Genomic DNA, 25,310 nt, shown 5'->3' with positions numbered 1-25,310 from the left:
TTGCTCTGCGGCTCCGGATTCGGTAGAAGCTTCCTCCACCTCACGCGGGACTAGCTCAGTTGGTAGAGCATCAGCTTCCCAAGCTGAGGGTCGCGGGTTCGAATCCCGTGTCCCGCTCCGAGGATTGCCGGCCCCTTCTTGCGCTGGCGGTCCTCCTGGTGGTGCCTCGGGCACGATGAACGCCTCCTGCACCGGCGCAGCCCGAGACGGCTCCTCGAGCTGAGATCGGAGCCGGCGCGCGCCGCAGGCGTCGTGAGCGCCGCGGCGCTGGCTCGCCGCAGCTGCGATCGTGGCGAGCGCCGCGGCGCTGGCTCGCCGCAGCTGCGATCGTGGCGAGCGCGAACGCCGCGCATCGTCAGCGCGCGCCGCGCGAGACGGACGCGCTCTGGGGGCGCACGACGCTCGGATCGGGGCCAGTCCCGCTGCGCGGACCGCGGCGCCCTACCCCAGGGGGACACCTGGAGGTGTTCATGAAGGATGGCCGGCGCATCGCGCTGAACGCGGCGCTGATGCTCCTCAAGCAGGCGATCATGGCCGTCCTCGGCGTCGTGTTCGTCGGCTATCTCGCGCGGAAGGTGGGGGTCGCCGCCTGGGGGGAGTTCCAGGCGTCGCTCGCGATCGCGGGGATCGTCACGATCGCCGCCGGCGTCGGGGTGAGGGGATACGTCGCCCGGGAGATCGCCGTGAAGCCGGAGCTCGGGCCGCGTCACCTCGGCGCGGCGCTCACCATCCGGGGCGTGACCGGGACCCTGGTCCTCGGCGCGACCGCGGCCGTCGTGCTCGCGACGCGCTCGGGGCTCGGCGCGCAGCTCGTCGTGCTCGCCGCGGCGTCCCAGCTCGCGACGCTGCTCTACTCGACCATGTGGCTCTCGTTCGAGGCCCACGAGCGGTTCCAGTACATCCTCTACGCGGAGCTCGGCGCGCGGCTGTTCGTCATCGCGCTCTCGACGGCCCTGCTCGCGCTCGGCTTCGGCGTCGTCGCCGCGGCCGCGGCGTTCCTGCTCGGCAACGTGCTGGAGCTCGGGATCACCGCGCACTATCTCCGCTCCCGGCTCTACCGGCCCGAGCTCACGACGCCCCCCGCCGAGCTCTGGCAGATCGCGAAGCGCAGCCTGCCGATCGGCGCGCTCGGGGCGCTCACGAGCGCGCTGCTCCAGACCGACCGCGTGATGCTCCGCGCCCTCTGCGATGAGGAGGCCGTGGGCGTCTACAGCGCCGCCTGGGTGCTGAACGAGAACTTCAGGATGCTCCCCGACGTGCTGCTCGGCGCGGCCTTCGCGGCCGGCATGCGCCTCTACGCCCAGGATCGCGACGCGTTCGGGCGCCTCTACAGCGGCTGCATGCTCGTCGCCGCGCTCTTCGGGCTGCCGGTCGCCGCCGGCGTCGTCCTGCTCGCGCCGGACATCATCCGGCTCGTCTACGGATCGGCGGGCGACTACGCCCCGGCGGCGGGCGTCCTCCGGGTCCTCGCCTGCGGCGTCCCCGTGATGTTCGCGTTCCAGGTCGTGACGCTGCCGCTGCTCGCCGCGAAGCGCGAGATCGCGATGGTGAAGCTGCTCGCGGTGGCGCTCGTCGCCGACGTCGCGCTGAACCTGCTCCTCTTGCCGCGCTACCGCGCCCTGGGCGCCGCGTGCGCGACGCTCGCCGTCAGCGCCGCGTTGCTGGTCGCGTCGTGGGGCCTGACCGCGCGCTTCGCCCCCTTCGTCGAGCTCGGCCGCATCGCCGCGGTCCTCGCCGCGACGGTGGTGATGGCCAGCGCGGCCTACGCCGCGCGCGTCCTCGCGGGGATGTGGGCGTCGATCGCGGTGGGCATCGCCGTCTACGTCGTGCTGCTGCTCGCCCTGCGCGCCGTCTCCTTTCGCGAGCTGCGCGCGCTGCTCGCGCGGCGCGTCCGCGCCTCGCCCGCCACCGCGGCCTGATCCGCGTTCTGCCGAGGGCGGGGCGCCGCGCGGCCCGCTGCGCTCCTGCGCGGAACCGGGGGCCATCGAAATTTCGGTTATTTCACCGGAAGCGGCGCTCGCCGCGGGGACCCGCGGCTGCCGACATGCGCGCTCATCCGGCGGGATCCACGCAGGGGCGCGCGATGCCTGTTGCTCGGAGGTGACGGTGCTGCGGCTCTCTCCGTGGCATGCAGCGTGAATAGCGAAGGGACGATGTGGCGGCGCGGGCAGGTCCGGGGGCTGGCCGGGGTGGGGCGACTCCGGCAATGGATGGCGCGGCGGCCGTCCTCGCTCCGCGCGTTCGGCATGCCGGGGCGAGACGATGTGCGCGCGGAGGAGCAGCCGTGGAGGCCCCGAGAGATGGACCTGCCCATGGGCGACGGCGGCTACGCGCTGCTCGCGCGCCTGTCGGCCGGCGGCATGGCCGAGCTGTTCCTCGCGTGCCGGCGCGGGCCGGCAGGGATCGCGCACCCCGTCGTCGTGAAGCGCCTTCGCCCCGAGGCGAGGCGGGATCCGTCGATCGTGCGGATGTTCCTCCGGGAGGCGTGGATCGGCGCCCGGCTCCAGCACCCGAACGTGATCCGGTTCCACGACTTCGTCTTTCACGAGGGGCGCCATCACCTCGTGGTCGAGTACGTCCAGGGCTGCGATCTCGCGGCGGCAGCGCGCGCCCTCTTCGCCGAGGGGCGGCCGTTTCCGCTCGAGGCAGCCCTCGAGATCGGCCTGGGCGTGCTGCGGGCGCTCGCGCACGCGCACGGGCTCCGCGACGACGGCGGGCAGCTCGTCGGCCTCGTGCACCGCGACGTGAGCCCGCAGAACGTGCTCCTCTCGCTCGAGGGCGAGATCAAGCTCATCGACTTCGGCGTCGCGAAGATGACCGCGATGAGCGGGATGGACGACGCCTTCCCCCTGGGCTCCCCGGACCCGGCGGGCGACGCGACGCCATCGAGCGGCGCCGGTACGGTGAAGGGCAAGCTCGGCTACGTGGCGCCAGAGCAGCTCCGCGGGCAGCGGATCGACGCGCGGGCCGATCTCTTCGCGGTCGGGGTGATCCTCTTCGAGCTGCTGACGGGGCGCCGCCTGTTCCACCGGAAGGAGGACGGCGCGACGATGGGCGCGGTGCTCTCCGGCGAGGTGCCAGCGATCGCGCCGCTCCGCCCCGCGTGCCCGGCGCTGCTCGAGGAGGCGGTGCGGCGCGCGCTCGCGCGCGATCCCGACGGCCGATTCGAGACCGCGGCGCAGATGGAAGAGGCCCTCGCCGAGGTGCTCGCCTCGCTGCGCAGAGCGCCGGGCGGGGGCGACGAGCCGAGCTCGAGCGATCGCGGCCTCCTCGCAGGCCAGGAGATCGCCGCGCTCGTGCGCGAGATCGCGAGCGGGCGCGATCGGCACCGGTCGCTGCTCGTGCGGGGCTGCCGGAGATCCGCCGGGCTCCGCGGGCGCACCGGCGCCCGGCGGATCGCGGCGAGCCGCTCGGGGGAGGAGCGCAGCGAGACGAAGACGACGTCCGGGCCGCGCGGGCTCGACGCGGGCGCGGGCGCGACGGAGCCCGAGAGCGAGCGCAGCGAGGCCAGGAACGCCGTGACGCCGCACTGGAGGGAAGCGCGCCCGCCGCGGCGCGCCCGCCTCCTGCATTGGCTCGTGATCGCGGCGGTCACGTTCGCCGTCGGAGCGCTCGCGGGCAGGGCGATCGGCGCGTTCGACGGCGGCGACGCGCCGGCGAGCCGCGGCGCACCCGGCTAGCGCGCAGGCGCGGGCATCGAAAGCGCGGAGCTCGCGCGATCTCCGGGAGACCTCCATTCGGCGACGCCGCCGTGATGCGCCGAACGCGAACGGCCCTTTGCGATGGCGCGGGCAGGGACGGGCTCGCTAGCCTAGCCCGCCCTGATGCACCTCCGGAATCTCCTGAGCCGCTCCCTCGCGTTCGCCGCGTTGTCCGTCCCCCTCCTCGCGAGCGCCACCGGCGGGAGCGCGCTGCCGCGGCCGGTCGCCGGCGAGGCGGTCGCGCCCGCGGAATCGAGCGCGATCGGCGCGGCCATCGAGCAGCAATCCATCTGCGTCGGCTCGACGGTCGTGAGCGCGGGGGAGCTGGGCGACGTCCTGTACTACCGCAGCTCGCCGGGCGAGCACGGCGAGGTCTCCGTCGGCTATTACGCCTTCTTCTCGGAGGAGCGGCCCTGGGGCAACAACTGGCTCACGTGGACCGTGCTGCCTGCGCTCGCCGTGGACCTCGTCTACACGCACGGGCTGCTCTTCGGTCCGGGACTCCAGCGCGTCGCTTACGGCAAGGGCGACGTCGAGGGGTTCAGGATCGTTTACAGCGTGGGCGCGGACGGGGGGCTCGCCGTCGAGCACGGCGTGGCCGACCGCGGCGATCACAGCGAGGTGCGGCTCGAGCGCGCCGAGCTGCTCTCGGTCGATCCCGCGCGCCCGACGGTCTACTCGCGGTGGTGGAGCCATCAGCTCGGCGGGCAGGGCGCGGGGCCGGGCGATCTCGTCCATCGCCGCTGCTACGGCGCGGGCGCCATCCGCCCCCTGCCGCCGGAGGTCGCGCTCGATTTTCGCCTGGATCGGCGCGCCCGGCCGGCCCGGGTGGTGCCGGCCGCCGCGCTGCTCGGGCAGCCCGCTTCGACGCGGCAGGGCGATCAGGGCCTCGTCGCTCTCCGGCCGAGCGTCGCGTTGTAGATGGCGAGGAGAATGACGGCGCCCAGGATCGACATGAAGAAGCCCCCGCTCGACTGATACGACGGGTAGAGGCCCAGGGCCCGGCCGATGAAGCCGCCGAGCAGGGCGCCAGCCATGCCGAGCAGCGCTGTCACCACGAAGCCGGCCGGATCGCGCCCGGGGGTGAGCAGCTTGGCGATGACGCCGACGATGAGCCCAAACAGGATCCACAACAGCACGGACATGGTTTGCTCCTCTCGACACCGGGTGACGCCGAGGGGCGTCCTCCAGCGTCAACGCGGAGGCCAGCGTTTGCAGACGACGTGCCGTCCGGTGTGAGCTCCGTTCGCACCGGGCTGAAGCGGAGGTTCGGCAGCCAGCGTGAACGGCGTCGCCATCCGGCGCGCGGCGATGGGCATCGGCTGTACATCGGCGACCCATCCGGCGCGCCAACCTCGAGGCCGGTCTCCTGATCCGGCGGCGCTCACGGCAGCTCGCGGGGGCAGGTGTGCTCCGGCTCGGCCGCGCGGATCGCCCTCGGCCGCGCGTCGCCCGCCGGGGGCGCGTCGCCGTCGTCCCCCGGTGAGGTCGGGGCGAGCGGGGCGCCGGCAGCGTTGAAGAGCAGGCACAGCGATCCGCCGAGCACCGTGGCCGCGACGGTGCCGACCACGACCGGAGCGAGCCGCCGGCGACGACGCTGGCGCAGCCTGACCTGGCTCCGCAGCCCACCGGGCAGGCGCGCGCGAAGCAGGAGGACCGGCTCGATCGCGGCGTCGAGCTCCGGGCTGCGCTGCGCGCTGGCCGGAGCGGGCGAGGGAGTCGGCGCCGCGGCGCAGAGAGGCGCCGCGTCCGCCGGCGGCGCGTCCACCGGCGGCGCGGCGAGCTCGACGAGCGCAGCCGACGGGCAGGGCGAGGAGCGGTGGCCGACCCAGGTGGGCGCGGACGACGGGTCGCGCCGCGCATCCGGCGGGGAACAGGGCTGATCCAGCGGCGCGCTCCCCGGCAGAGACGACGGGGCGCGGTACCCGACCCACGTTGAGACGCACGCGGAGCGCGCCGCGGCGGGGTCGTGCGCGGAGCGCGCCGCGGCGGGGTCGTGCGCGGAGCGCGCCGCGGGGCGATCCTCCAGGGCGGAGGGCGCCCGGCGGCGCGCGACGTGCGCCAGTGCCTCGCGCAGGGCGCGCGCGCTCTGCAGGCGGTCGTCTGGATTTTTGCGCAGGCATTGCAGGATCAGCGCCTCCAGATCCGGATCGATCGCCGGGTGGAGCGCGCTCGGTAGGGGCGGCGGGGACTCGACGTGCGCGGCGGCGAGCGCGATGGGCGTCGGGCGCTCGAACGGGAGCCGCCCGGTCGCCATCTCGAAGAGCAGCACGCCGCACGCGTAGATGTCGCTCCGCGCGTCGACGGGCTGCCCTGCTGCTTGCTCCGGGCTCATGTACGCGGGGGTCCCGATGACGAGCCGGCCGTCGTCGGCGGGCATGGCGAGCAGCGGCGCGCCCGGGAACGCGCCGGACCGCTCGTCGTGGAGCAGCTTCGCCGTCCCGAAGTCGAGGAGCTTCACCTGCTCGAACGGCGCCCCGTCGTCGTCGACGCGGGGCACCAGGCGGATGTTCTCGGGCTTGACGTCGCGGTGGATGACGCCCGCGTCGTGCGCGTGCTGCAGCGCGGAGCACAGCTGGCGCATGATCGCGACGATGCGCTCCGCCGGCAGGATCGGCGTGGCGTTCAGGAGATCGATGAGGTCCTCGCCGTCGAGGTGCTCGGTGACGAGGTACCAGAGGCTCGGCGGCTCCGGCTCACGTCCGCCGGCGCCCGCGCCGAGCGCCTCGGTCGGCTCGCAGCCGAAGTCGAGGACCCGCACGATGTTCGGGTGATCGAGCCGGCTCGCCGCCAGCGCCTCGACGTGGAACCTGAGCACCGCGTCCCCGGCGCGGGCGCCGCCGCCGGAGCGCGACCTGGCGTCGGTCCGCGACCGCTCGCTCACGCCGCTCGATCCCCGGAGACCCGGGCCCTCCCGGCGCGGCGGCGAGGCGACGCGCGTCGTGCAGACGCGGCGGCCCGCTCCGCCCGCCGCGCGCGGCGAGGCGACGCGCTCGCGGATGATCTTCACCGCGCACGCGCGCCCGAGCCCGAGGTGCCGCGCGCGGTAGACGCGCCCCATGGCCCCGGCGCCGATCATGTGCTCGACGAGGTACCGCCCGCCGAGCAGGCGTCCCCTGAGGAATCGCTCTGAGGACGGGAGTCCCGCGTCGAGGGGCGCGGAGGAGCGGAGGCAGTCCATGGCGCGTCCCACGCAGCAGAATGGGTGCCATCGCGCTGTGCGGACGGTTCACAGCCGGCCGCGGACGGAGCGTCAGGCGCGGCCGCGCTGCGCGCTCAGGAGCGGCGTGCGCCGCGGGAGCGACGCGGCGCACGCCGAGCGGGCGCGTGACGCGCGTTTCGTCCGGGAAGGCGCCGCGAAACGCGCGAAACGCCGGATAGAGCGCAGGGCGGCGGCGCTGCGGGGCTGATTTGTTCCGTTGTCGACGGCCTGTGATAGCGTGGCGCGCGAGGAGGCCTGAGTGCTCTTGAGACGATGCGTTCCGTTCACTGCGGCGCTGTTCCTGCTGCTCCCGACAGGCGAGGTTCGCGCGCAGTCGGACCAGGACAGAGCCGCGGCCCGGTCGCTGGCCACGCAGGGCGCCGAAGCGTTCACGTCCGGTCGCTTCGAGGAGTCGATCGATCTGCTCGGTCGCGCCGAGGCGGTCGTGCACGCGCCGACGCACCTCCTGCTGATCGCGCGCGCGCAGATGCGCCTCGGCCGGCTCGTCGCGGCCAAGGAGACGTACCTGAGGATCGTCCGCGAGGAGCTGCCGCCCACCGCGCCGTCTCCCTTCAAGAAGGCCCAGCAGGACGCGCGGGAAGAGCTCACCGCGGTCGATCCCAGGATCGCGTCGCTGCGCATCGCGCTGGAGGGCGCCGCCGGCCGGAAGATCGTCGTGAAGCTGAACGGCCAGCCGGTCGCGGAGGCGCTGCTCGGCGTGCACCGCCCGATCGATCCCGGCAACTACGTCGTGACCGTGGTTCCGCCGGGCCTCTCGCCGATCGAGCAGGCGCTCACCCTTGGCGACGGCGAGCGGAAGGAGCTGAAGATCCCGGTCCCGGAGAGCCCGGCCATGGCGCCCTCGCCGGACGGCTCGGGGCAGGGGCAGGGGACCTGGAGCGGCGGGCCAGGCGCGGTTCCCCCCGTCGACCCGCCGGGCAGCCCGGAGCGAAAGACGAACGTGTTGATGCTGGGCGGGGGCATCGCGGCCGCGGCGCTCGGGCTCGGCGGCATCGTGGTCGGCTCGGTGTTCCTGGCGAAGGGGGGCGCGACGCAGCAGGAAGCGAACGACCTGAGCGAGGCGAACCGGTGCGAGTCGCCGAACGGCGTCGGCGCGAGCTGCGGTCCGCTGGTCCAGAACAGGATCAAGCGGCTCGACGCCGACGCCGCGTCGCACCAGACGACCGGCACGGTCAACCTCATCACGGGCGGGGTGCTCCTCGCCGGCGGCGCGACGCTGATCGTGCTGGAGCTGACGTCCAAGCCGGAGCCGTCGAGCTCGGCCTGGATCGCCCCCTACGTGACGCCGACCGGGCTCGGGGTGCGCGGCGCGTTCTGACGGGAGCGCCGCCGAGCGCGCGCTCAGTAGCCGAAGTCGCCCGGAACGCCCGGCTTCTGCGGCTTCTGGGGCGGCGCGATCGGCTTCGCCGGCGGCGGCGGCTTCGTCACGGGCGGGGGCCTCGTCTGGGGAGGCGGCGTCCGCGGCGGGAGCGGCTTCACGGGCGCCGAGGAGGCCGCCGGGGCGGCGGTGGGCTCGACGGTGGCGGGCGGAGCGGGATCCGCGGCCGTGGCGCTCGCGGTGACGAGCGGCGGCTCGTACGGGGGCGCCGTCACCGGCGGCGGTGGAGGCGGCGTCGGGACGGCGGTCGCGCTGACGGCGCCCGGATCCGGGGTCGCCGCGCCGGTCGTCCCGCCGCGGCCGAAGGCGAACCAGACGGCGAGGCCCGCGCCGAACAGGGTGGCCACCGCGGCGAGCGCGGCGAGGATCGGCACCCTGGACGGGGGCCGCGTCGCGCGGCCCGTGACGCCGGACGAGGCGCCCCACGAGTTGGCGGTCAGCTGCGGCGTGTGGCCCATGCCGGGCACCGTCGGTCCGTTCTGGCTCCCCCACGAGGGGGTGTCGGGGCGGACGGGCGGAAGCGTGGTCGTCTCGGGCTGGGACGGCAGCGACAGCCGCGGGATGGAGGCCCGCCCCGTGTTCAGCAAGGCCAGGCTGGGCCGCGCCGCAGCCCAGGCGAGGAGCGCGCTCTTGAACTCCGCGCAGCTCTGGAAGCGAGCCCCCGGCTCGCGCGCCATCGCCTTCTGGATCATCCCGGAGAACTCGACGTCGAGGTCGGGCACGAGCTGCTGGGGCAACGGCGCCGTCTCGAGGACGATCTTGAAGAGCAGCTCGTTGAAGGTCGCCGCGTCGAACGGCACCTGACCGGTCGTCGCCTGATAGAGCAGCACGCCCATGGCGTAGATGTCGGTCCGCTGGTCGACGGGGCTGGAGCCCCGCGCCTGCTCGGGCGACATGTAGTACGGCGTGCCTACGACGGCGCCCGTGCGCGTCATGCTCATCTCCGAGCCGGCGAGCGGCGAGAACTTCGAGACGCCGAAATCGAGCACCTTCACGAAGTTGCTGAGCCCGGCCTTCGAGGGGACGATGAAGATGTTGTCGGGCTTGAGATCGCGGTGGATGATCCCCGCGGCGTGCGCGGCGCCGAGCGCCTCGAGCACCTGGGCCATGATCGGCACGGTGATCTCGGGCCCGAGCCGCCCCATCCGCTCGATCTTGGCCCCGAGGGTCTCGCCCTCGAGGTACTCCATGACCATGTACCGCGTGCCGTCGGGCAGCACGCCGAGGTCGAGCACCTCGCAGATGTGATCGGAGCCGATCCGCGCTGCGGCCTGGGCCTCGCGCTCGAAGCGCGCGACCGACTCGGCCTGGCTCGAGATGCTCGCGTGCAGCAGCTTGATGGCGACGCGGCGCCGGATGCGCAAGTTCTCGCCTTCGAAGACCGCGCCCATGCCCCCCTGGCCGAGCAGCCGGACGATCCGGTACTTGCCATCGATGGTCTCGCCGACCAAGGGGCTCATGACAGCGTTCCCGGTGCGGAGAAGCAGATCACCCGGCCAGACTAGCACGGTGGCCCGAGCCCGGCCTACGCCCTCGCGGGGCGAGCGCGCCCGCCGCGTCGCCTTTACCTGCCTGCCCGAGCGCGGGCCTCCGCGTTCGTTGACCCCCGCCCGAACAGCGCGCCCTCTGCCCGAGGGCGGAATGAAAGCCCAGCGCCGCGCATCCGCGGCGCTGGCGCAGGGGATCTTCGTGGTAACGTCGCCCTCGTATGCCGGTTTACGAGCTATCGGTCGATGGAGCCCTGGTTCGCGAAGCGGAGAAGATCGTGTCGCTAGCCGGCCGCGAGTTCCCGACGCTCGTCATGCGCTGGGAATCGCGCCTCTTCGACCAGCCGTGGCTCACCACGCTCGTGCTCGACTACGTGATCGCGTTACCGCCGCTCATCGTCGGGCAGGCGACGTTCAACGAGGTCAGGATTGCCGCCTTCACGGGGCACGCGGGCACGAAGTTCATGTACTTCGGCACCGAGATGAGCGCGAGCGTCCCCCGCATCGCGCCCGAGATGGAGAACGCGATCGCTCCGTCCGCGCTCTACCAGGAGTTCCGCCTCGACGAGCAGACTTGCCCGATCCCCTATCTGAAGCTGATCCAGGTCAGTCCGCGCATCTTCGGGGAAGGGCTCCAGAACTACTACTCGCCGCCGATCAAGGTCGAGCGCTACGACGGCGTGGCCTCGCCGGAGCACATCGCGGACTTCTTCCCCAAGGTCGTGGCGAACCTCGATCCGGTGAAGGGGACGACGCTGGTCGACCCCGCGCAGGGCTTCTGGACGGGCGCGCGCTTCCTCGGCGCCACGTCGATCGCCATCCTCCGGCAGGGCCGCGTGGTCGGGCTGCACCGGCGCACCGGCAAGACCGACAAGGACCCGATCCCGCCCGAGGTGAAGCGGCGCGACCCGCGGCTCGACGTGCGCACCGACTGGGTCGCCGTGGACGTCGGCGCCGCGTCGACGGTCGTCGCCGTCCGGGGAGAGCGCGGCGGCGCCGAGTTCGTCCGGATCGGAGCCGACGGCCCGGTCCGTGTGTCGGCCGACAACGAGAACCCGAGCGAGGTCGCGTTCGAGGCGCTGGCCCGGACCACGAAGGCGTGGCGCGATCGGGTGATCCTGCCGATGACGCGCTGGGGCGACGTGCTCGTCGGGCACGCCGCGCGCGACATGCGCCTCCGGCCGGGCGAAGGCGCCCACGAGCGCGCCGCGGCCTCCCTCCCGGCCCTCGCGCTCCTGCGCGAGCGGACCGAGCGCGGCGAGCCGTTCCGGCTCCGGGGCAGGAGCGACCCCGACACCGCCGAGGCGCTGAAGAAGCCGGCGCCGCCCATCATCGACGAGGAAGGGATCGGCGCGCACGACCCGTTCGACCCGATCGAGCTCTACGCGTACTACGTCGGCCTGCAGCTGAACCAGCGCTCGCGGGGGATCTCCATGCGCTACGCGATCACGATGCCGACGGGCTGGTCGCCCGAGCGCCGCGCCAGCGTGCTCGTCGCCTTCCGCCGCGGTCTCTTCCGGAGCCTGCCGGCGGGCCTCTGCGAGTACCACGACCTCGACGGCCTCCAGGTCGTCGACGCGGGCCCGTCGGCGATCGCCTACGCCGTGCAGGCGTTCCGCATGTTCGGGATCCAGCCGCGCGAGGGCGGCGTCCCGTTCTGCGTCATCGACGCCGGGGCAAGCGAGGCGGGGATCGCCTTCGGCATCCTGCGGAGCGCGAAGGGCCACGAGGTGGCGCAGGGGCTGGAGCGGATGGTCGAGTACCTCGAGCCCACGGCGATCCCCTGGCTCGGCGGCGAGCGGCTCCTGCACCGGCTCGCCTACCGGGTGTACGCGGCCAGCCGGGCCGCGATGAGCGAGCGCCGGATCCCGTTCGAGCGCCCGCCCGAGGAGAGCGCGCTCGACGGCGCGGAAGATCTGCTCGCGCCGTCGCCTGACGCGCGCGCCAACACCTGGGCGCTCAAGGAGCTCCTGCGGCCTCTCCTCGAAGGGGGGCCGAGCGCGCCGGTCGAGGAGAAGCTCGCGCTGGTCGGGCTCGACGGGGAGAGCGCCGTGGTGCCGCTTTCGATCGATCGCGGCGCGCTGAGCGGCGCGCTCGACGCGTGGCTCCGGGACGCGATCGACGTGTTCCGGCAGCACCTCGGCGGCGCGGTGGCCAAGATCGGGCGCGAGCCGGATCCCTACCAGGGGCTCCGGATCCTGCTCGGCGGGCGCCTCGGGATGAACCCGCGCCTCGCGGAGCTGCTCGCCGGCGTGCTGCCCGCGGGCGTGCAGGTGCACCGCTTCAAGGAGCCGGACAAGGCGAACCTGGGCGCGCCCACGGTCAAGATGGCGACCGCGCTCGGCGCGCTGTCGCTGCGGTTCGATCGGATCGGGGCCACGCTCCGCGCGGAGAAGCGCGACGCGTTCCGCTACCGCGTCGGGCGCGCCCGCCACGGGCAGCTCGCCGACGTCCTCGATCCGTCGGTGGACTACGACGCCTGGCGCGAGATGGGCGCCTGCTTGAAGCCCGAGGTCGAGATCCTGTTCATGGCGGTCGAGGACGAGGGGGAGGTCGCGGCGGACGATCCGCGGGTGCGCCGCGCGGCCTGCGCGCTCGGGCGCGACGCCGTCGGACAGCGGCTCTACATCCGGGCCGTCGGGCCGGCGCGCGCCGAGGTCAGCGTGGGGCCGTCCGGCGGCGAGCCCTCGGCGGGCGCCGTGTGCTGGACGGTCAACCTGGAGAGCGGCGCCGCGGAAAAGACCGGCGGCTGAGCGCATGGGGGCTACGCGGCTTCACGTGTCCCACGACGACCTCGATCCCGAGGGATCGGTCCACGCCGGCGTCGCGCCTGCCAGCGCCGCCCCGGCGGCCGCGCCTGCCAGCGCCGCCCCGGCGGCCGCGCCTGCCGGCGCCACCCCGGCGGCGGTGCCCGCAGAGGCCCGGCAGACCGAGGCCACGCTGGCCGCGGAGCTCGCGCGCGCCACGGGCGAGCTCCGCGCGCTCTTCCGCGCCATCCCGGATCTCTGCTTCCGCGTCGACGCCGAGCTCCGGATCGTCGACCACAACGAGCCGCGGCTCTCCGCGCTCCGCGTCGCGCCCGTGGCGCCGCTGGGCAAGCGCATGGCGGAGGTGCTCCCCGGCGAGCTCGGAGAGCAGCTGGAGCGCGGGGTCCGGGAGGCTCACGAGACGGGCGCCGTGGTCGCGCTCGAGCACGCCGTCCCGAGCGCGGGCGGAGAGCGCCACGTGGAGGCGCGCATGGTGCCGTTCCTCGAGGGGCACGCCCTCGTCCTGCTCCGCGACATCACCGAGCGGCGGCGCACCGAGGAGGCGCTCCGGCAGCGCGAGGAGCGATCGCGCGAGTCGCAGAAGATGGAAGCGCTCGGCCGGCTGGCCGGCGGCATCGCGCACGACTTCAACAACATGCTCATGGTGATGCTCGGCTACGGCGAGCTCCTCCTGCGCCGGCTCGGGACCGAGAGCGCGCTCCGGCGCGACGCCCTCCAGGTCACGAAGGCCGGGGAGCGCGCCGCGGCGCTCACGCGGCAGCTCCTCGCGATGAGCCGCCGCAAGGTGCTGCAGCGCGAGGTGCTCGACCTCAACGCGGTGGTGCTCGACATGCAGACGATGCTCCAGCGCCTCATCGGCGAGAACATCGATCTGCAGACGAACGTCGGCCGGGATCTCGGGTCGATCAAGTTCGACAAGAGCCAGCTGGAGCAGGTCCTCCTCAACCTGGTCGTGAACGCGCGCGACGCGATGCCGCGGGGCGGCGGGCTCGTCGTCGAGACGTCCCTCGGCGAGCCCGGCCAGAACCCCGCGGCGCGGTCGTTCGTGCCCGCGGAGCGGGACGAGGGCGACGCGCCCGCCGCGAGCGGTCCGCCGTACGTCGTGCTGTCGGTGACCGACAGCGGCTACGGGATGGACCACGACACGCTCGCGCACCTGTTCGAGCCGTTCTTCACGACGAAGGCGCGCGGCAAGGGCACGGGGCTCGGCCTCGCCACGGTCTACGGGATCGTGAGCCAGAGCGGCGGGCTCATCGAGGTCGAGAGCGAGGTCGGGCGCGGCACGACGTTCCGCGTCTACCTGCCGCGCGTCGAGGACCGCTCCGAGGAGGCGCCCGCGCGCGCCCGGCCGTCGCCGGCCGGCGGCGATGAGACGGTGCTCGTCGTCGAGGACGACGAAGCCGTGCGCAAGCTCATCGTCGAGGTGCTCGAGCGGCGCGGCTACGGCGTGCTCTCGGCCGCGAGCGGCGAGGAAGCGCTGGCCGCGCTCGCGGGCGAGGGGGGGGAGGCGATCGACCTCCTGCTCACCGACCTCGTGATGCCAGGCATGAACGGCCGCGAGCTCGCGGAGCGCACCCTCACGATCCAGCCGCGCGCGTGCGTGCTGTACATGTCCGGCTACGCCGAGGACGTCCTCGCGGGCGCCGAGGCCGACCGCGAGCTCGTGCTGCTGCAGAAGCCGTTCACCCCCGAGACCCTCGCGCAGCGCGTGCGCGACCTGCTCGACCGGCGGTAGCGTTCGCGGCGAGCGCTCCGCCGGGGCGCCGCGGATCGAGGATCACCGCCCGCCGCGGCCGAGGACGTCGCCGGCGGGGGACGGACGATCGGCGATACCGAGCGGCGCCGTCGGCCGCCGCCGCCGCAGGTAGAAGAAGTCGCGCGGCGCGGGCTCGGCGACGTATTCCTCCGGCTTGAACTGCACGTCCGGGATCAGCGCCGATCGCGCGCGCGGCCCCTCGCCGTCCGCGCCGCGCCCGTACAGGAGGAAGCGCGGGTAGGCGTGGTTGACGTCGAGCTCCGCCACGTCGTGCGCGCCCGCGGCCTTCATCCCCTGGGCGAGGGTGCGCGCGGTCACGGCCTCGCCGAGCCCGTAGAAGAGCAGCTTGCCCGTCGCGTCGACGCCGAGCGCCGACCGCCGGATCACCGTCTCGCCGCTCACGGTCGCGCCCCAGTCGCGGTTCGAGTCGTAGAGCAAGTGGTGCAGCTCGCCCTGCTCGACAAGGCAGGGCGGCGTCTGCCGGTAGGCGGCCATGCGGGCCTCGTCGGCGCGCAGCTCGGGCCAGGTGCGGATCCGCACCGCGCCGGTCCGGTAGAGGGCGATCGTGCACGCCTTGTCGCGCGGCGGCAGGAAGGTGTCGCCGTCAAGCATCATCCCGTAGTGGCCGTGCATCGCCTTGAAGCCCCCGTTGAAGGCGGCGATGAGCCCTCCGGCGTGGCCCTCGGGGACGAGCCCCGGGCGGCGCTCGGCCGGGATGTCCGGCGAGAACGGCTCCTTCGTGCCCGCGACGAGCCGGAGGTCGACGCGCCCGAGGTCGATCGCCACCACGGCGATCGCCGCGAACACGCGCCTCGGATCCGGGTGCACGACGCTCCTCCAGAGCACCGGGGCGTCGCCGGGTCGCACGGCGTCGGGGACCGGCGCCCAGACGCCGTCGCCCGTGGCCGCGACCTCGCGGAAGGGCGGCTCGAACGAGGAGGGGGACGAGATCGCTTCGGTCTCCACGCCCTCGCTGCCCTTCACGGCCTCCGCCGCGGCGGCGGGCGCGGGCTCCCAGAACGTCTTCGGGGGCGCGTGCCGGTAGATGGCCTGGTTCAGGCGGTCGGCGACGCCGTAGGCCACGTCCTCGGCCCACGCGACCGGAGCCGGGCCGACCACGGCCCGGGCCCCGTCGGCCAGCGCCGGGCCGAAGCCGCGGACCTCATGGATGCCGTACCAGAGCGCCTCGACCGCGATCGCGCAGACCGCGACGCAGCGCAGCGCGCGCTCGGGCAAGCGCGGGCGGGACCGCCGCCTGCGCGGGGGTTCGCTGGCGGGAGGGGGCAAAGGCTTGTCCACGGCGACACAGAGGCTACCCGATCGTGCGGGCAGCCCCAAGTTCCGGGCTGCGAGCGAGCGCCGCCGAGCTCGCTACGGCTGCCCGTGCGCCATCGTCCGGGGCCCATCCTTGAACAGGATCTCGATCTTGCCCCGATCGATGACCTTCGCGACCACGCCGTCGCCGAACTTGCTGTGGTGAATGAGCTCGCCCTCGCCGAAGGTGAGGGTGATGCGGTACGGCTTGAACGCCCCGGAGGGCTTCCCCGCGATGGCGCGCTCCCACGCGAGCGTCTGGTCGCGCTCGGCGCGCTGGGCGGCCGTGAGGCGCTCCACGCCGCCGCCGCGCGTCGAGGCCGACGACGTCGCCCTCGGCTCGCCGCTGCCCCGCGACGCGACGCGCGCGGCCGCGCGGCTCTCGCGCTCGCTCTTCGGCTGGCGGTAGAGGTGGTGGGACATGCAGGTCTTGCACTCGACCTTCTTCACCACGTCGCCGACCATCGCGATGATCCGGTGGGTGAGGTCCAGGCGGCACTTGGTGCACCAGGCGTCGACTTCGCCGCCAGTCCTAAGCTTCTTCGTCGTCACTTCTCCTCACGGCGCCGGTCTCGCCCGGTCTCTTTGCTTCGATCCTTGACGTTCACTTGGGCGGTCACCTCCGGCTTCGGCAAGCCCGTCCTCGGCTCGTCCTGGCCGTCGTCTTTCTTGGCCGCATCGTTCGGAACGAAGCGGATCTCGGTCTTGATCTCGAAGGAGAGCTTCGTCAGCACCTTCGTGATCTCGTCCGCGAACTGGGTGTGCTCGAGGACGTCCCGGATCTCCTTGGCGACGACCCGGTAGAGACCGTTCTTGGTCTCGTCGATCTGGGTATAGAGGTAGTGGAGGACCTCTTTGGGCAGCTTGAGGTCGCCCACGAAGTGCCGGAGGTTCTCGGGCCCCTCGCTCAGCCTGTCGATGCCGCTCTCGACGGCGCGCTCGACCACGCGCTTGAAGAGCTCCGGGATAGCGCGCTCGAAGAGGCGTTTCTTCTCGCCCTCGCCTTCCACCTTGTCCCCTTCGTCCTCGCGGAGCGGCTCGGTGTCGTCGGCCATGGCTCGGGCTCCCCTAGCGGGACGGGGCGGCCACGTCAATGCAGCGGTTCGTGCAGGGTGCCGGCGTCGCGCCATGGTCCATGGATCTGCCGGATTTTGATGACAATGGGGAGCCTTTCGCGCGTCGGGTCCGCTGGCGGGAGAGCTCGGCCTTCGAACCAGGCCGCGCGGCGGGGGGTCGTGGTGACCAGGACAGAACTTAGCGACTCCGCGGCGTCGCGCGCATGCCGATCGCGGGGGCGCGCCGCCGGCTCAGAGCTCCTCGTAGGCGTCCGTGTCGTGCGTCTCGTAGGTTTCGTCGGAGTCCGCGCCGGCGTCGCCTTCGCGCGCTCGCTTGTAGGACTTCAGCATCCACACCTCCGCAGCGAACCGGCCGGCGCCGCGGCGAGCGCTGATCTCGACGGTGGCGTCGTCGTCCTCGAGCGGGCAGAAAGGCCGATCCGGCTGGACGATCGGCCACGCGTCCTCGGTGCCGTCGCTCGCGATCATCGCCCCGCGGCTGCTCCGCACGGCGACATCCAGGTTGAGGACCCCCGGTCCGCCGACGGCGAACACCCGGTAGCATGCGCCCCGGACCGCCTGCAGCTGCTCCGTGACGATCGCCCCGCCCTCGGCCACCTGCCCCTCGATCGGCTTGGGCGAGACCCGGCGCATGCCGTTCTCCGGACCGCAGAGCAGCGAAAGGCGCGTGACGTCCTTCACCGGATTGCCGCTGATCCTGAAGTTCCCGTAGCAGCGCACCCAGGGCCCGCCGACGCGCACCGGGAGGACCGGCAGGTCGAGATCCGCGGGCGCGCCGGCGTCGCCCTCGCCCTGTCCCGCGTCGGCGTCCGACAGCCCGCCGGTCCCGACCGTGACGGCCACGTTCGGCGGCGCTGCCGAGAGCACGACCGGGGGGCCGGGCTTGCCCTCCCAGGGGCGCGGCTCATCACGGCAGCCCGCCGCGACGAGCCCGAGGAGCAACGCGGCGCAGAGGCGCGCGGCCCTGAGGAAGAGCAGGGAGGGGCAGGGGCGCCGGGACGACACCGCGGTCGGCTCTTGCGCTAGAGTCCCGCGCGATGGAAGCGTTTTCTGTGCGCAGCGAGCGGCGGCCGCGCAATCCGCACAAAACGAGGCACGACGCGCGCGATCCGCGCCGACGTTGCAGAGGGCGGGCCCCTCGCGCGTGAGCACGACGCCCCGCCCACCCGCGCGCTCGAGCGCGGGCTCACGCCAGACACCCGCGCGCCCGAGCGCGGGCTCACGCCAGAACCAGGATCAGGAGCGCGCCCCGCGCCGCCGCGCCTCGTCCGGTGAGCAGGGCGCGAGCGCGCCCCCGCCGGCGCCGCCGGACCCGAGCGAGCGCGACCGGGAGATCGCGGCCGCCCTCGGGGCCTGGTTCGACCGCGTCGCGCGTGACCTGCCGTGGCGCAGGACGCGCGACCCCTACGCGATCTGGCTGAGCGAGGTGATGCTCCAGCAGACCCGCGTCGACACGGTGATCCCGTACTACGAGCGCTTCCTCGCCCGCTACCCCACGGTCTCCGCCCTCGCCTCCGCCGAGATCGACGACGTGCTCTCGCTGTGGAGCGGCCTCGGCTACTACCGCCGTGCGCGCGTGCTCCACCTCGCCGCGCGCGAGATCACCGCGCGCCACGACGGCGCGCTCCCCCGCGACGTCCCGGCGCTCCTCGCCCTGCCCGGCGTCGGCGCGTATACCGCGGGCGCGATCGCGAGCATCGCGTACGATCAGCCGGTGCCTCTCGTCGACGGCAACGTCGCCCGGGTGCTCTCCCGCATCGAGGGCATCGACGACGACATCCGCAGCGCATCGGGCACGCGCAAGCTCTGGTCGACCGCGGAGCGCCTCGTGCGGGGCCCCGCGGGCAGCGTCCATCCGGGACGCTTCAACCAGGCCTTGATGGAGCTCGGCGCGACCGTGTGCACGCCCCGCAACCCCCGCTGCGATGCCTGTCCCGTCGACGGCGCGTGCGCCGCCCGCGCGCTGGGGCGGCAGGCGGAGCTGCCGGTGATCGCCCCGAAGCGCGACGTCCAGGCGGTCGAGATGGTCGCCGCGGTGGTGCGGTCGGGCGACCGCGTGCTGTTCGCCCGGCGCGCCGAGGGAGGTCTCTTCGGCGGGCTCTGGGAGCCGCCCATGGTCGAGGCGCGCGCGCTCGCGGACGCCCGCGCGCTCCTCGAGCAGGTCGGCGTCGGGCCTGACGCGCCGCTCCGCGAGGTCGGCCGCGTGCGCCACATCCTCACGCACCGGCGGCTCGACGTGACGGTGGCGCGCGCCGAGGTGGCGGCCCCGTGGCGCTGCCGGGCAAAGCTTGCCGCCCCCTACGAGAAGGCGGCGTGGCTCGATCCGGGCGTGCTGGAGTTCGGCGTTTCCAAGCTCGCGCGAAAGGTCCTGTCCGCGGCATCGGCGCCGGACGCCGGAGGCGCGCGTCGGCCGCGGTGAACGCGCGCGGCCGGGCGGGCGGCCGCGCGGCGCGGTCCGCGGAGAGGCCGGAGATGGCTCGAAATCGCGTCCTCGCTGCGCTTCGAAGGGCCTCGCTCCGCTGCGGGCGGGGGGCGGCGCCGCTTGCGGCCGAGCTGCTGCGGCGCAGCGGCGCGGGCGGGGGCGAAACCCGTATGTCGCGGTGGAACGTCGCCGGCTTTGACGCTGCAGCGCCAGCGCTGTGGCACGGAAGGCGCTTGGTGGGAGGGCGGGCAGGCCCTCTAGCCTCGCGGCGCCGGCGGTGGCCGGAGCTCGATTCAAGCCTGGGAGCTCAAGCAACATGGATGCGCGACGACGGACCACGGAGACGCTGCCCACGGCGAGCGCACCTGTGCGATCCATGACCGTGATGGCGGACGACGGAGCGCTGTACGTGCTGCCGCTGTGCGAGCGGATCGTGCTCGACGTGCTGGCCTACGAGGACGAGGGCCTGCTGGCCTTCATCCGCATCGACGGGGAGGTGGTGGCAGAGCTGCCCGTGCTCGGGCAGGCGTGACCGGGCCGGGCCTGCTCGCGCCGCGCGAGGCGGAGCGCGCCGCGGTCTCGCCGCGCCGGCGCGGGCCGCCTCTCAGCCCACGTTCCGTCGCATCCGCTGGGTCACAGGTTGCTCGTCGTCTTCGGCGTCCGGCTCCACGGACTCGACCTCCTCGTCTTCCAGGAGATAGGGCAGGTCGTCGTCGTCGTGCGACATCACGACGTCGCTGATGTCCTGTCCCCGCGTCGCTCCCTCGAGAAACTCCGCCCCGAGATCGCTCGCCAGATCGGCGGCGGCGTCGGCGGCGTCGGGGTTCACCTCGAACTCGGTGCAGCCGGCGTCGTTCGGGTGGTGATGGTAGCCGCGGACCTCGTCGTCGAGCGTCGGGATCACGTCGCTGATCTCGCTGCGCGGGCTCACCTTGCCGCGCAGCGGGGGCGCCGCGGCGGCGTCCATCATGTCGATGAACGGCTCGTCCAGCTCGCTCGTTCCGGCCCAGCGCGCGGCGCTCTGAGGAGCCTGCGCCTGACTGCGGAGCCTTCCCGGGTCGCTGCGATCTTCTCGTTCTCGGCGCTGCGTCGTGCTCGTGCGCGGCGCGCGTGGCGGTGACGAAGGTGCGGCGGTGCTCTGCCTGCCTCGGGTGCTTGAATTGCTCACGGTGGTCTCCCCATGCAGGGTCCGGTCCGCAGGTGCAGCGGGCGGATACGCAACGGGAGCGAGGACCGTGCCGAAGGCTGCACGCTGCGCCGCGGCCGGGGGCGCCGCGCGCGGACGAGGCGCGCGCGCCGCGCGGTCGGGACGCAATTGAGCGTGCCAGCGAGCGCCACCTCGGGGTAGAAGGCTCGTGGCGATGCTGGAACTCCGGACCGGGCTTGCGCTCGCGGCCGTTCTCCTCGGGGCGTCCTTCGGGCGCGCCGCCGCGGCCCAGCCTGCTGCCGGCCGCGGCGCGGAGGCGCCGCCGGGCGAGGCGGGCGGGGGCGCCGAGATCGAGGCGTACCGCGCGCTCTCGCGGCCACCGGGGACGGCGGGGCGCGTCGTGTCGACCCTCGCGATGGGGACCGGGATCCGGTTCAACAACCCGTACCGCCTGCAGACGCAGCTCGGGGAGACGGCGGAGTCGCTCTCGCTGACCGCGGGGTACCTCGATCTCGGCGTCGCGCTGGCGCTGGGGCCGGCCGATGGCGTCCAGCACGGCGGGGCGCTGCGCCTCTCGATCGCGGTGGACGGCGTGCCGCAGGAGTCGCTCACGCCGAGCTACTTCGTCGCCTACCGCGGCCTCACGCGCGCGCTCGCGTACGGGCGCCTCGGCGCGGCGATCCTGATCGAGCCCGACGTGAACGTCGGCGGCGAGCTCGCCGTGGGGCTCGGGTACTTCCTCCTCGCGGGCGTCGCGCTGTCGGGCGAGATCGTCGGGGATCTCTTCTACGGCGCCGCGACGTACGACGCGGCGTACACCATCTATCCGGTCGTCTCCGCGCAGCTCGGGCTCATGATCGAGCACGAGCTCTTGCCATGAGCTCGTCGGGGCGCGAGCGGCGCCGCGGGCGCCTCCGGGCGAGCGAGGCCGCTGGGGTCGCGGCGCTGCTGCTCCTCGTGGGCATCGCGCCGGTCGTGGGCGACATCGGCAGCTGCGGGCAGGCGCCGGAGGAGCTCGACCCGTACAAATTCTTCGCGCTCAAGGCGCAGATCGACTGCGCCCAGTGCGAGGACTGTGGCCTGCGCACGCGCGCCTGCGCCGCCGCTTGCGGCTTCGAGGCCACGCCGGAGCTCCCGGCCGGCTGCTATCCGCTGGTCCACGACGGCGAGGTGTGCCTGCACAAGCTCAACATGGCGAGCTGCGACGAGTACCGCGATCACATGGCGGACGAGGGCGCGTCGATCCCGACGGAGTGCAATTTTTGCCCACTGGAAGAGGCGCCGTGAGCGGGCGCGGCGCGGTCGCGTCGGGTCGACGCCTCGCGAGGGCCGCGCGGGTGCTCTCGTGCGCCGCGCTCGTCGCGGCCCTGTCCGGGTGCGCCTCGAAGCCGGCGCTCCTCGCGAGCTACGACGACTATGCGGCGTACCGGGCGACGCGCGTATCGAGGACCCTCGAGGGGCGGCTCGCGGCGGCGTCGGCCTACCTGGAGCGCCACCCGGAGGGGGCCTTCGCCGCCGAGGTGCGCGCGTACCTCGCGCGGGCCGAGCCGATCTACTACGCCGCGAAGCGCGGGACCGCCGCCGGCCTCGCGGCGTACCTGGCCACGCTGCCCAGGGGCGCGTTCCGCGCGGAGGCGACCCACCGGCTGCGCGCGCTCGTCCGGGAGCGCAGCGCCGGCGACCTGCTCTCGCGCGCGGCCCAGCAGACGGATGCGCACCTCTCGAGGCAGCGGGCGGAGCGCGCGCGGATCCGCGCGGAGCTCGCCGCATGGCTGCACCGGTTCCTGGGCAAGGAGGCCTGGGGGCGCCCGCTCGCGGAGGCGCCTGCCGAGGTGATCGTTCCGTTCAGCCTGACGCTGCCAGCGCCCCGGTGCGCGCCGGCCGACGAGCGCGCGCCCCCGGGCGCTGCCGCCTGCGCGAAGCGGATCGCGCTCCCGTTCGTCGTGAACGCCGGGGGCGAGAGCGCGCCGCGGCAGGCGGAGATCGAGGTCGCCGTCCTCCAGGACGCGGCGGGCCGCCCGCTCGAGGTCGCGATCCGGGGGCCCGATCTCTTCACGCGCCTCGAGGAGGCGCGCTCGGCGCGCGAGGTCGCCCCGGACGACCCCGAGGGCCGCATCGGGGGGATCGCCCTGGCGGTCGAGCTCTCGCGCGGCGCCTTCGCGGCGCGCGTCTCCGGCGATCCGTCGTGCAGCCGCGAGGCGGTGGCGCCCGTTGTGCTGCACCTGGAGTGCGGAGGGGCCCGCCTCGTGGCGCGCGCCGCGAGCGAGGCGGGCGAGGACGACGTCGTTACGATCGTCGTCGCCCCGCCGGCGCGCTAGCTCCGTGCGTCTGCGCTAGCACGGCTTGTTCTTCTTCTTCCCCTTGAGCTTCGCCGTGTTCTTCGGGCAGACGTCCTTGATGGCGGCGGAGCGCTCCCTGTAGATCGCCTTCATCGCCTCGAAGACGGCCCCCTGCTCGCGCTTGAGATCCTTCGTCTCCCCCGGATCCGCGACGACGTCGAAGAGCTCGAACGCGTCGTCGTCGCCGTAGGCGATGAGCTTGTGCCGCCCGTTGATGAGCGCCCTGCGCCGGTCGTTGTCGCTCGTGCGCGGCAGATCGACGATGACGTCGCGCGGCTCGGCGCTCGCGCCGTAGAGCTCGGGCACGAGGCTCGTGCCCGGGAACGACGGCTCCGGCGGGGCGCCGGTCAGCTCCAGGATCGTGGGCGCGAGGTCGATCGAGCTGCGCGGCACGTTGATCCGGCGCGGGGTGATCCCCCCGGGGGCCTGGATCATCAGCGGCACGTGGGTGAGCACGTCCCACACCTCGAAGCCGTGGCGATACATCTTGTGCTCGCCGAACGCCTCGCCGTGGTCCGCGGTCACGATGATCGCCGTGTCCTTTCCCCACGGCTGCTTCGCGACGAAATCGAGCAGCTTGCCCACGTGCATGTCGGTGAACTTCACCTCCCCGTCGTACTTGTCGCGGGCGCGCTTGCCGAACGGCTCGATCCCCTCGTGCGTCATGTACACGTCGTGGGGATCGAGGAAGTGGAAGTACGCGAAGAAGGTGCCCGATGTGTTCGCCTTGTCGGAGAGCATCTTGATCGCGAGCTCCAGGTGCCCGGGGCTCGTCACGTTCCGGTCGGTCGTGTTGTCGGCCGAGAGCCCGGGCACGATCTCGTACAGGTCGAAGCCCTGCCGGAAGCCCGCCTTCTGGTCGAAGTAGAAGTGCGCGTGCGCGCTCATCGTCCGCACCCCGGCCTTCTGCAGGAGCTCCGGGAACATCACGACGCTGTCGGGGTAGTTGCCGAAGAAGTAGCCGCTGCGATCGACCGCGCTCGGGTACCGGCCGGCGAGGAAGCCGCCGACGCTCATCGAGGTGTACGACGAGATCGCATAGTGGCGCGTGTAGCTGACCGCCTTCTTCTCGAACGCCGTCAGCGTGGGCGCGATGTCGCGCTCGTAGCCGTTCCAGGGCATGTCCGCGCGCAGGCTGTCGATCGAGATCACGAGCACGTTCATCTTCGGGCGCTGCGCTGCCGGCGCCCCCGCGGCGTCGCCCTCCTTGCCCGCGGCGGCGGCGCCCTCGGCCGCCGGCGCGGCGTCGCCCTCCTTGCCCGCGGCGGCCTGCGATCCGGCCGCGACTGGCTCCTGCCGCGCCGTGGGCTCCGGCGTGCGCGCGGGCGGGGGATGGCCGTCGCCCTCGCGGGAGCAGCCCGCTCCGGCGCTGACGAGCGCGAGCGCGAGCGTCGCCGCGAGGCGCCGGCGGGCCAGGCGCGGGGGCGCCGCGGGAGGGGGCGCCGAGCAGGAGGGCGCCCGTTGTCCTTCCGGTTCCCAGGCTCTCGTACGTGAAGCGACCGTGTGCATGAGCGCCGTCTTACTCCGACTTGCGCCGCTCCGCCAAAGCCGCACACCGCGCGCGACTTCCGGTATGCTCTCTGCTCATGGCCTCGGCCCCTCGGAACCCGCCGCCGCTGCCGCCTTCGGGCCGATCGCAACCCGGTGCCAGGCCGGGGGAGAGGGCGGCGCTCGAGCCGCCGCGGTCGCTCCCGCCCAACGCGCCGCGGCGCGTGGGCGAGCACGTCAGCCAGGCGCTGAAGGACCACATCACCGAGATGGCGCTCGGCCTGCTCGAGGAGCAGATGCAGGCCCGCATCGTCCACTACCGCGCCGATCTCGAGACCAACCCCCAGCTCGACGCGGTCACCGCGCAGGTCGTCGCCCAGCTGAAGGTGATCCAGGCCTCCGCGGGCGCGGCGGAGCGCGGGACGAGGAACCACGACGCGATCCGAGACGCGCACGAGAAGACCCTCCGCACCCTGCTCGAGCGGGTCATCCGCGAGGACGGCATCTCGCTGCTCGTCGAGCGGCGGCTCAAGAAGATCCACAAGAACCTCGCCCGCCTGTTCTTCCAGTCCGAGCTCCACGAGAAGACGCGGGGCCGCGACGGCGCGCCGAAGGTGATCCACCACGGCGAGCAGGCGCTCTTCTACGTGCTGACCCGCTACAAGAACCGGATCGCGACCGAGCTCGACGGCTTCGAGTTCGCCTCCGAGGAGGCGCGGGAGCAGTCGTTCGAGCTGCTCGCGAAGCTCACGAAGGACATGCAGGACGCCTTCCTGTCGCGCCGATCGAGCGAGCTCAGGCGCATCGTCTCGGTGGTGCACGCCGTGCTCGTCGACTTCTTCAGCGTGCGCCTCGCCCAGAGCCTCGGCGAGATCGCCGCGCGGGTCGTGCGTGACGCGGGCACGTTCGAGGGCAGGGCGTTCGCGTACAAGGTGACGAGCGAGGCCTTCCCTCGCTTCCGCGCGGCGTTCGAGCGCCACCTCATGGTGATGCTCATCGGCTTCGCCGAGGACGAGCTGGTCGCCCAGCTCGCCGACACGGCCGGCTCCGAGCGCGACGAGACGATCCTCTTCATCACCGATCCCCAGCTCTTCAGCATGATCTGCGGCGAGGTCTGCGAGGGGCTCTACGAGTTCCTCTGCAACGAGGGCTTTCTCGACCTGCCGCCCGACTGGCGCCGCGCCTCGACGGCGCCTACCGACAGCTGACCC

21 protein-coding genes and 1 tRNA gene are annotated in these 25,310 nt (G+C 73.6%); 13 read left to right on the top strand and 9 right to left on the bottom strand.

Annotation, left to right across the window (positions count from 1 at the left end; genetic code table 11):
* Positions 1–44 precede the first annotated feature (44 nt).
* The 4 genes from WMF36_RS20865 (at position 45) to WMF36_RS20850 (ending at position 4,622) form a co-directional block, all read left to right on the top strand.
* Positions 45–117: transfer RNA gene (locus WMF36_RS20865), tRNA-Gly, on the top strand.
* Positions 118–470: 353 nt separating this feature from the next.
* Entirely contained in the window at positions 471–1,919 is a 1,449-nt protein-coding gene (locus WMF36_RS20860; protein WP_437581373.1) for a flippase, read from the top strand.
* 216 nt (positions 1,920–2,135) lie between these two features.
* Positions 2,136–3,680 (top strand): serine/threonine-protein kinase, encoded by a 1,545-nt coding sequence (locus WMF36_RS20855; RefSeq protein ID WP_437581372.1) that lies wholly within the window; start codon positions 2,136–2,138, stop codon positions 3,678–3,680.
* Positions 3,681–3,824: 144 nt separating this feature from the next.
* Complete coding sequence (locus WMF36_RS20850) at positions 3,825–4,622, top strand: hypothetical protein (protein WP_437581371.1); 798 nt, start codon at positions 3,825–3,827, stop codon at positions 4,620–4,622.
* On the opposite strand, the gene WMF36_RS20845 is transcribed toward WMF36_RS20850, so the two are convergent.
* Positions 4,583–4,846 carry a GlsB/YeaQ/YmgE family stress response membrane protein gene (locus WMF36_RS20845; protein ID WP_437581370.1) on the bottom strand — a complete coding sequence of 88 codons (264 nt, stop codon included), beginning with the start codon at positions 4,844–4,846 and terminating at the stop codon, positions 4,583–4,585. The two genes, WMF36_RS20850 and WMF36_RS20845, sit on opposite strands and share 40 nt — an antisense overlap.
* Positions 4,847–5,085: 239 nt before the next feature.
* Entirely contained in the window at positions 5,086–6,882 is a 1,797-nt protein-coding gene (locus tag WMF36_RS20840) for a protein kinase domain-containing protein (protein ID WP_437581369.1), read from the bottom strand.
* Between the two features lie 280 nt (positions 6,883–7,162).
* Between WMF36_RS20840 and WMF36_RS20835 the strand changes: the two genes are divergently transcribed.
* Positions 7,163–8,242 carry a tetratricopeptide repeat protein gene (locus WMF36_RS20835; RefSeq protein ID WP_437581368.1) on the top strand — a complete coding sequence of 360 codons (1,080 nt, stop codon included), beginning with the start codon at positions 7,163–7,165 and terminating at the stop codon, positions 8,240–8,242.
* A gap of 23 nt (positions 8,243–8,265) precedes the next feature.
* Here the strand turns inward: WMF36_RS20835 and WMF36_RS20830 are convergent, their stop codons facing one another.
* Positions 8,266–9,762, bottom strand: a complete 1,497-nt coding sequence (locus tag WMF36_RS20830; RefSeq protein WP_437581367.1) for a serine/threonine-protein kinase — start codon at positions 9,760–9,762, stop codon at positions 8,266–8,268.
* A gap of 305 nt (positions 9,763–10,067) precedes the next feature.
* On the opposite strand from WMF36_RS20830, the gene WMF36_RS20825 reads away from it, so the two are divergent.
* Together WMF36_RS20825 and WMF36_RS20820 are read left to right on the top strand one after the other, a co-directional pair.
* A complete protein-coding gene (locus WMF36_RS20825; protein WP_437581366.1) occupies positions 10,068–12,542 on the top strand; it encodes a hypothetical protein in 2,475 nt (824 codons plus the stop codon).
* 25 nt (positions 12,543–12,567) lie between these two features.
* Positions 12,568–14,292, top strand: a complete 1,725-nt coding sequence (locus WMF36_RS20820) for an ATP-binding protein (RefSeq protein ID WP_437581365.1) — start codon at positions 12,568–12,570, stop codon at positions 14,290–14,292.
* Between the two features lie 42 nt (positions 14,293–14,334).
* Here the strand turns inward: WMF36_RS20820 and WMF36_RS20815 are convergent, their stop codons facing one another.
* The 4 genes from WMF36_RS20815 to WMF36_RS20800 form a co-directional block, all read right to left on the bottom strand.
* Positions 14,335–15,549, bottom strand: coding sequence for a phosphodiester glycosidase family protein (locus tag WMF36_RS20815; RefSeq protein WP_437581364.1), 1,215 nt, complete (start codon positions 15,547–15,549; stop codon positions 14,335–14,337).
* A gap of 135 nt (positions 15,550–15,684) precedes the next feature.
* The gene (locus WMF36_RS20810) at positions 15,685–16,179 is read right to left on the bottom strand and encodes a hypothetical protein (RefSeq protein WP_437581363.1); all 495 of its coding nucleotides are present in this window, start codon (positions 16,177–16,179) and stop codon (positions 15,685–15,687) included.
* On the bottom strand, positions 16,176–16,682 hold the full coding sequence (locus WMF36_RS20805) for a hypothetical protein (RefSeq protein ID WP_437493432.1): 507 nt from the start codon (positions 16,680–16,682) through the stop codon (positions 16,176–16,178). The genes WMF36_RS20810 and WMF36_RS20805 overlap by 4 nt, the downstream gene beginning before the upstream one ends.
* Before the next feature lie 252 nt (positions 16,683–16,934).
* The gene (locus WMF36_RS20800; protein ID WP_437581362.1) at positions 16,935–17,708 is read right to left on the bottom strand and encodes a hypothetical protein; all 774 of its coding nucleotides are present in this window, start codon (positions 17,706–17,708) and stop codon (positions 16,935–16,937) included.
* A gap of 139 nt (positions 17,709–17,847) precedes the next feature.
* On the opposite strand from WMF36_RS20800, the gene mutY reads away from it, so the two are divergent.
* Both mutY and WMF36_RS20790 read left to right on the top strand, forming a co-directional pair.
* A complete protein-coding gene (gene mutY / locus WMF36_RS20795) occupies positions 17,848–19,122 on the top strand; it encodes an A/G-specific adenine glycosylase (protein ID WP_437581361.1) in 1,275 nt (424 codons plus the stop codon).
* Positions 19,123–19,441: 319 nt separating this feature from the next.
* On the top strand, positions 19,442–19,657 hold the full coding sequence (locus WMF36_RS20790) for a hypothetical protein (protein WP_104981979.1): 216 nt from the start codon (positions 19,442–19,444) through the stop codon (positions 19,655–19,657).
* 72 nt (positions 19,658–19,729) lie between these two features.
* On the opposite strand, the gene WMF36_RS20785 is transcribed toward WMF36_RS20790, so the two are convergent.
* Positions 19,730–20,095 carry a hypothetical protein gene (locus WMF36_RS20785; protein WP_437581360.1) on the bottom strand — a complete coding sequence of 122 codons (366 nt, stop codon included), beginning with the start codon at positions 20,093–20,095 and terminating at the stop codon, positions 19,730–19,732.
* 391 nt (positions 20,096–20,486) lie between these two features.
* On the opposite strand from WMF36_RS20785, the gene WMF36_RS20780 reads away from it, so the two are divergent.
* The 3 genes from WMF36_RS20780 to WMF36_RS20770 are packed head-to-tail and all read left to right on the top strand — an operon-like array spanning position 20,487 to position 22,590.
* Positions 20,487–21,152 carry a hypothetical protein gene (locus WMF36_RS20780; RefSeq protein ID WP_437581359.1) on the top strand — a complete coding sequence of 222 codons (666 nt, stop codon included), beginning with the start codon at positions 20,487–20,489 and terminating at the stop codon, positions 21,150–21,152.
* Positions 21,149–21,559: a hypothetical protein gene (locus WMF36_RS20775; protein ID WP_437581358.1), complete on the top strand. Its 411-nt coding sequence runs from the start codon at positions 21,149–21,151 to the stop codon at positions 21,557–21,559. The genes WMF36_RS20780 and WMF36_RS20775 overlap by 4 nt, the downstream gene beginning before the upstream one ends.
* Positions 21,556–22,590 (top strand): hypothetical protein, encoded by a 1,035-nt coding sequence (locus tag WMF36_RS20770; RefSeq protein WP_437581357.1) that lies wholly within the window; start codon positions 21,556–21,558, stop codon positions 22,588–22,590. Before WMF36_RS20775 ends, WMF36_RS20770 begins: the two co-directional genes overlap by 4 nt.
* A gap of 15 nt (positions 22,591–22,605) precedes the next feature.
* Here WMF36_RS20770 and WMF36_RS20765 read toward each other — a convergent pair whose 3' ends face one another.
* Entirely contained in the window at positions 22,606–24,120 is a 1,515-nt protein-coding gene (locus tag WMF36_RS20765) for a sulfatase (protein ID WP_437581356.1), read from the bottom strand.
* Positions 24,121–24,197: 77 nt separating this feature from the next.
* On the opposite strand from WMF36_RS20765, the gene WMF36_RS20760 reads away from it, so the two are divergent.
* Positions 24,198–25,307, top strand: coding sequence for a hypothetical protein (locus tag WMF36_RS20760; protein WP_437581355.1), 1,110 nt, complete (start codon positions 24,198–24,200; stop codon positions 25,305–25,307).
* The last annotated feature ends 3 nt before the right edge of the window (positions 25,308–25,310 follow it).

The organism is Sorangium sp. So ce887 (assembly GCF_051521455.1).
GTDB lineage: Bacteria > Myxococcota_A > Polyangia > Polyangiales > Polyangiaceae > Sorangium.
This window is presented reverse-complemented; position numbering and strand designations above follow the sequence as displayed.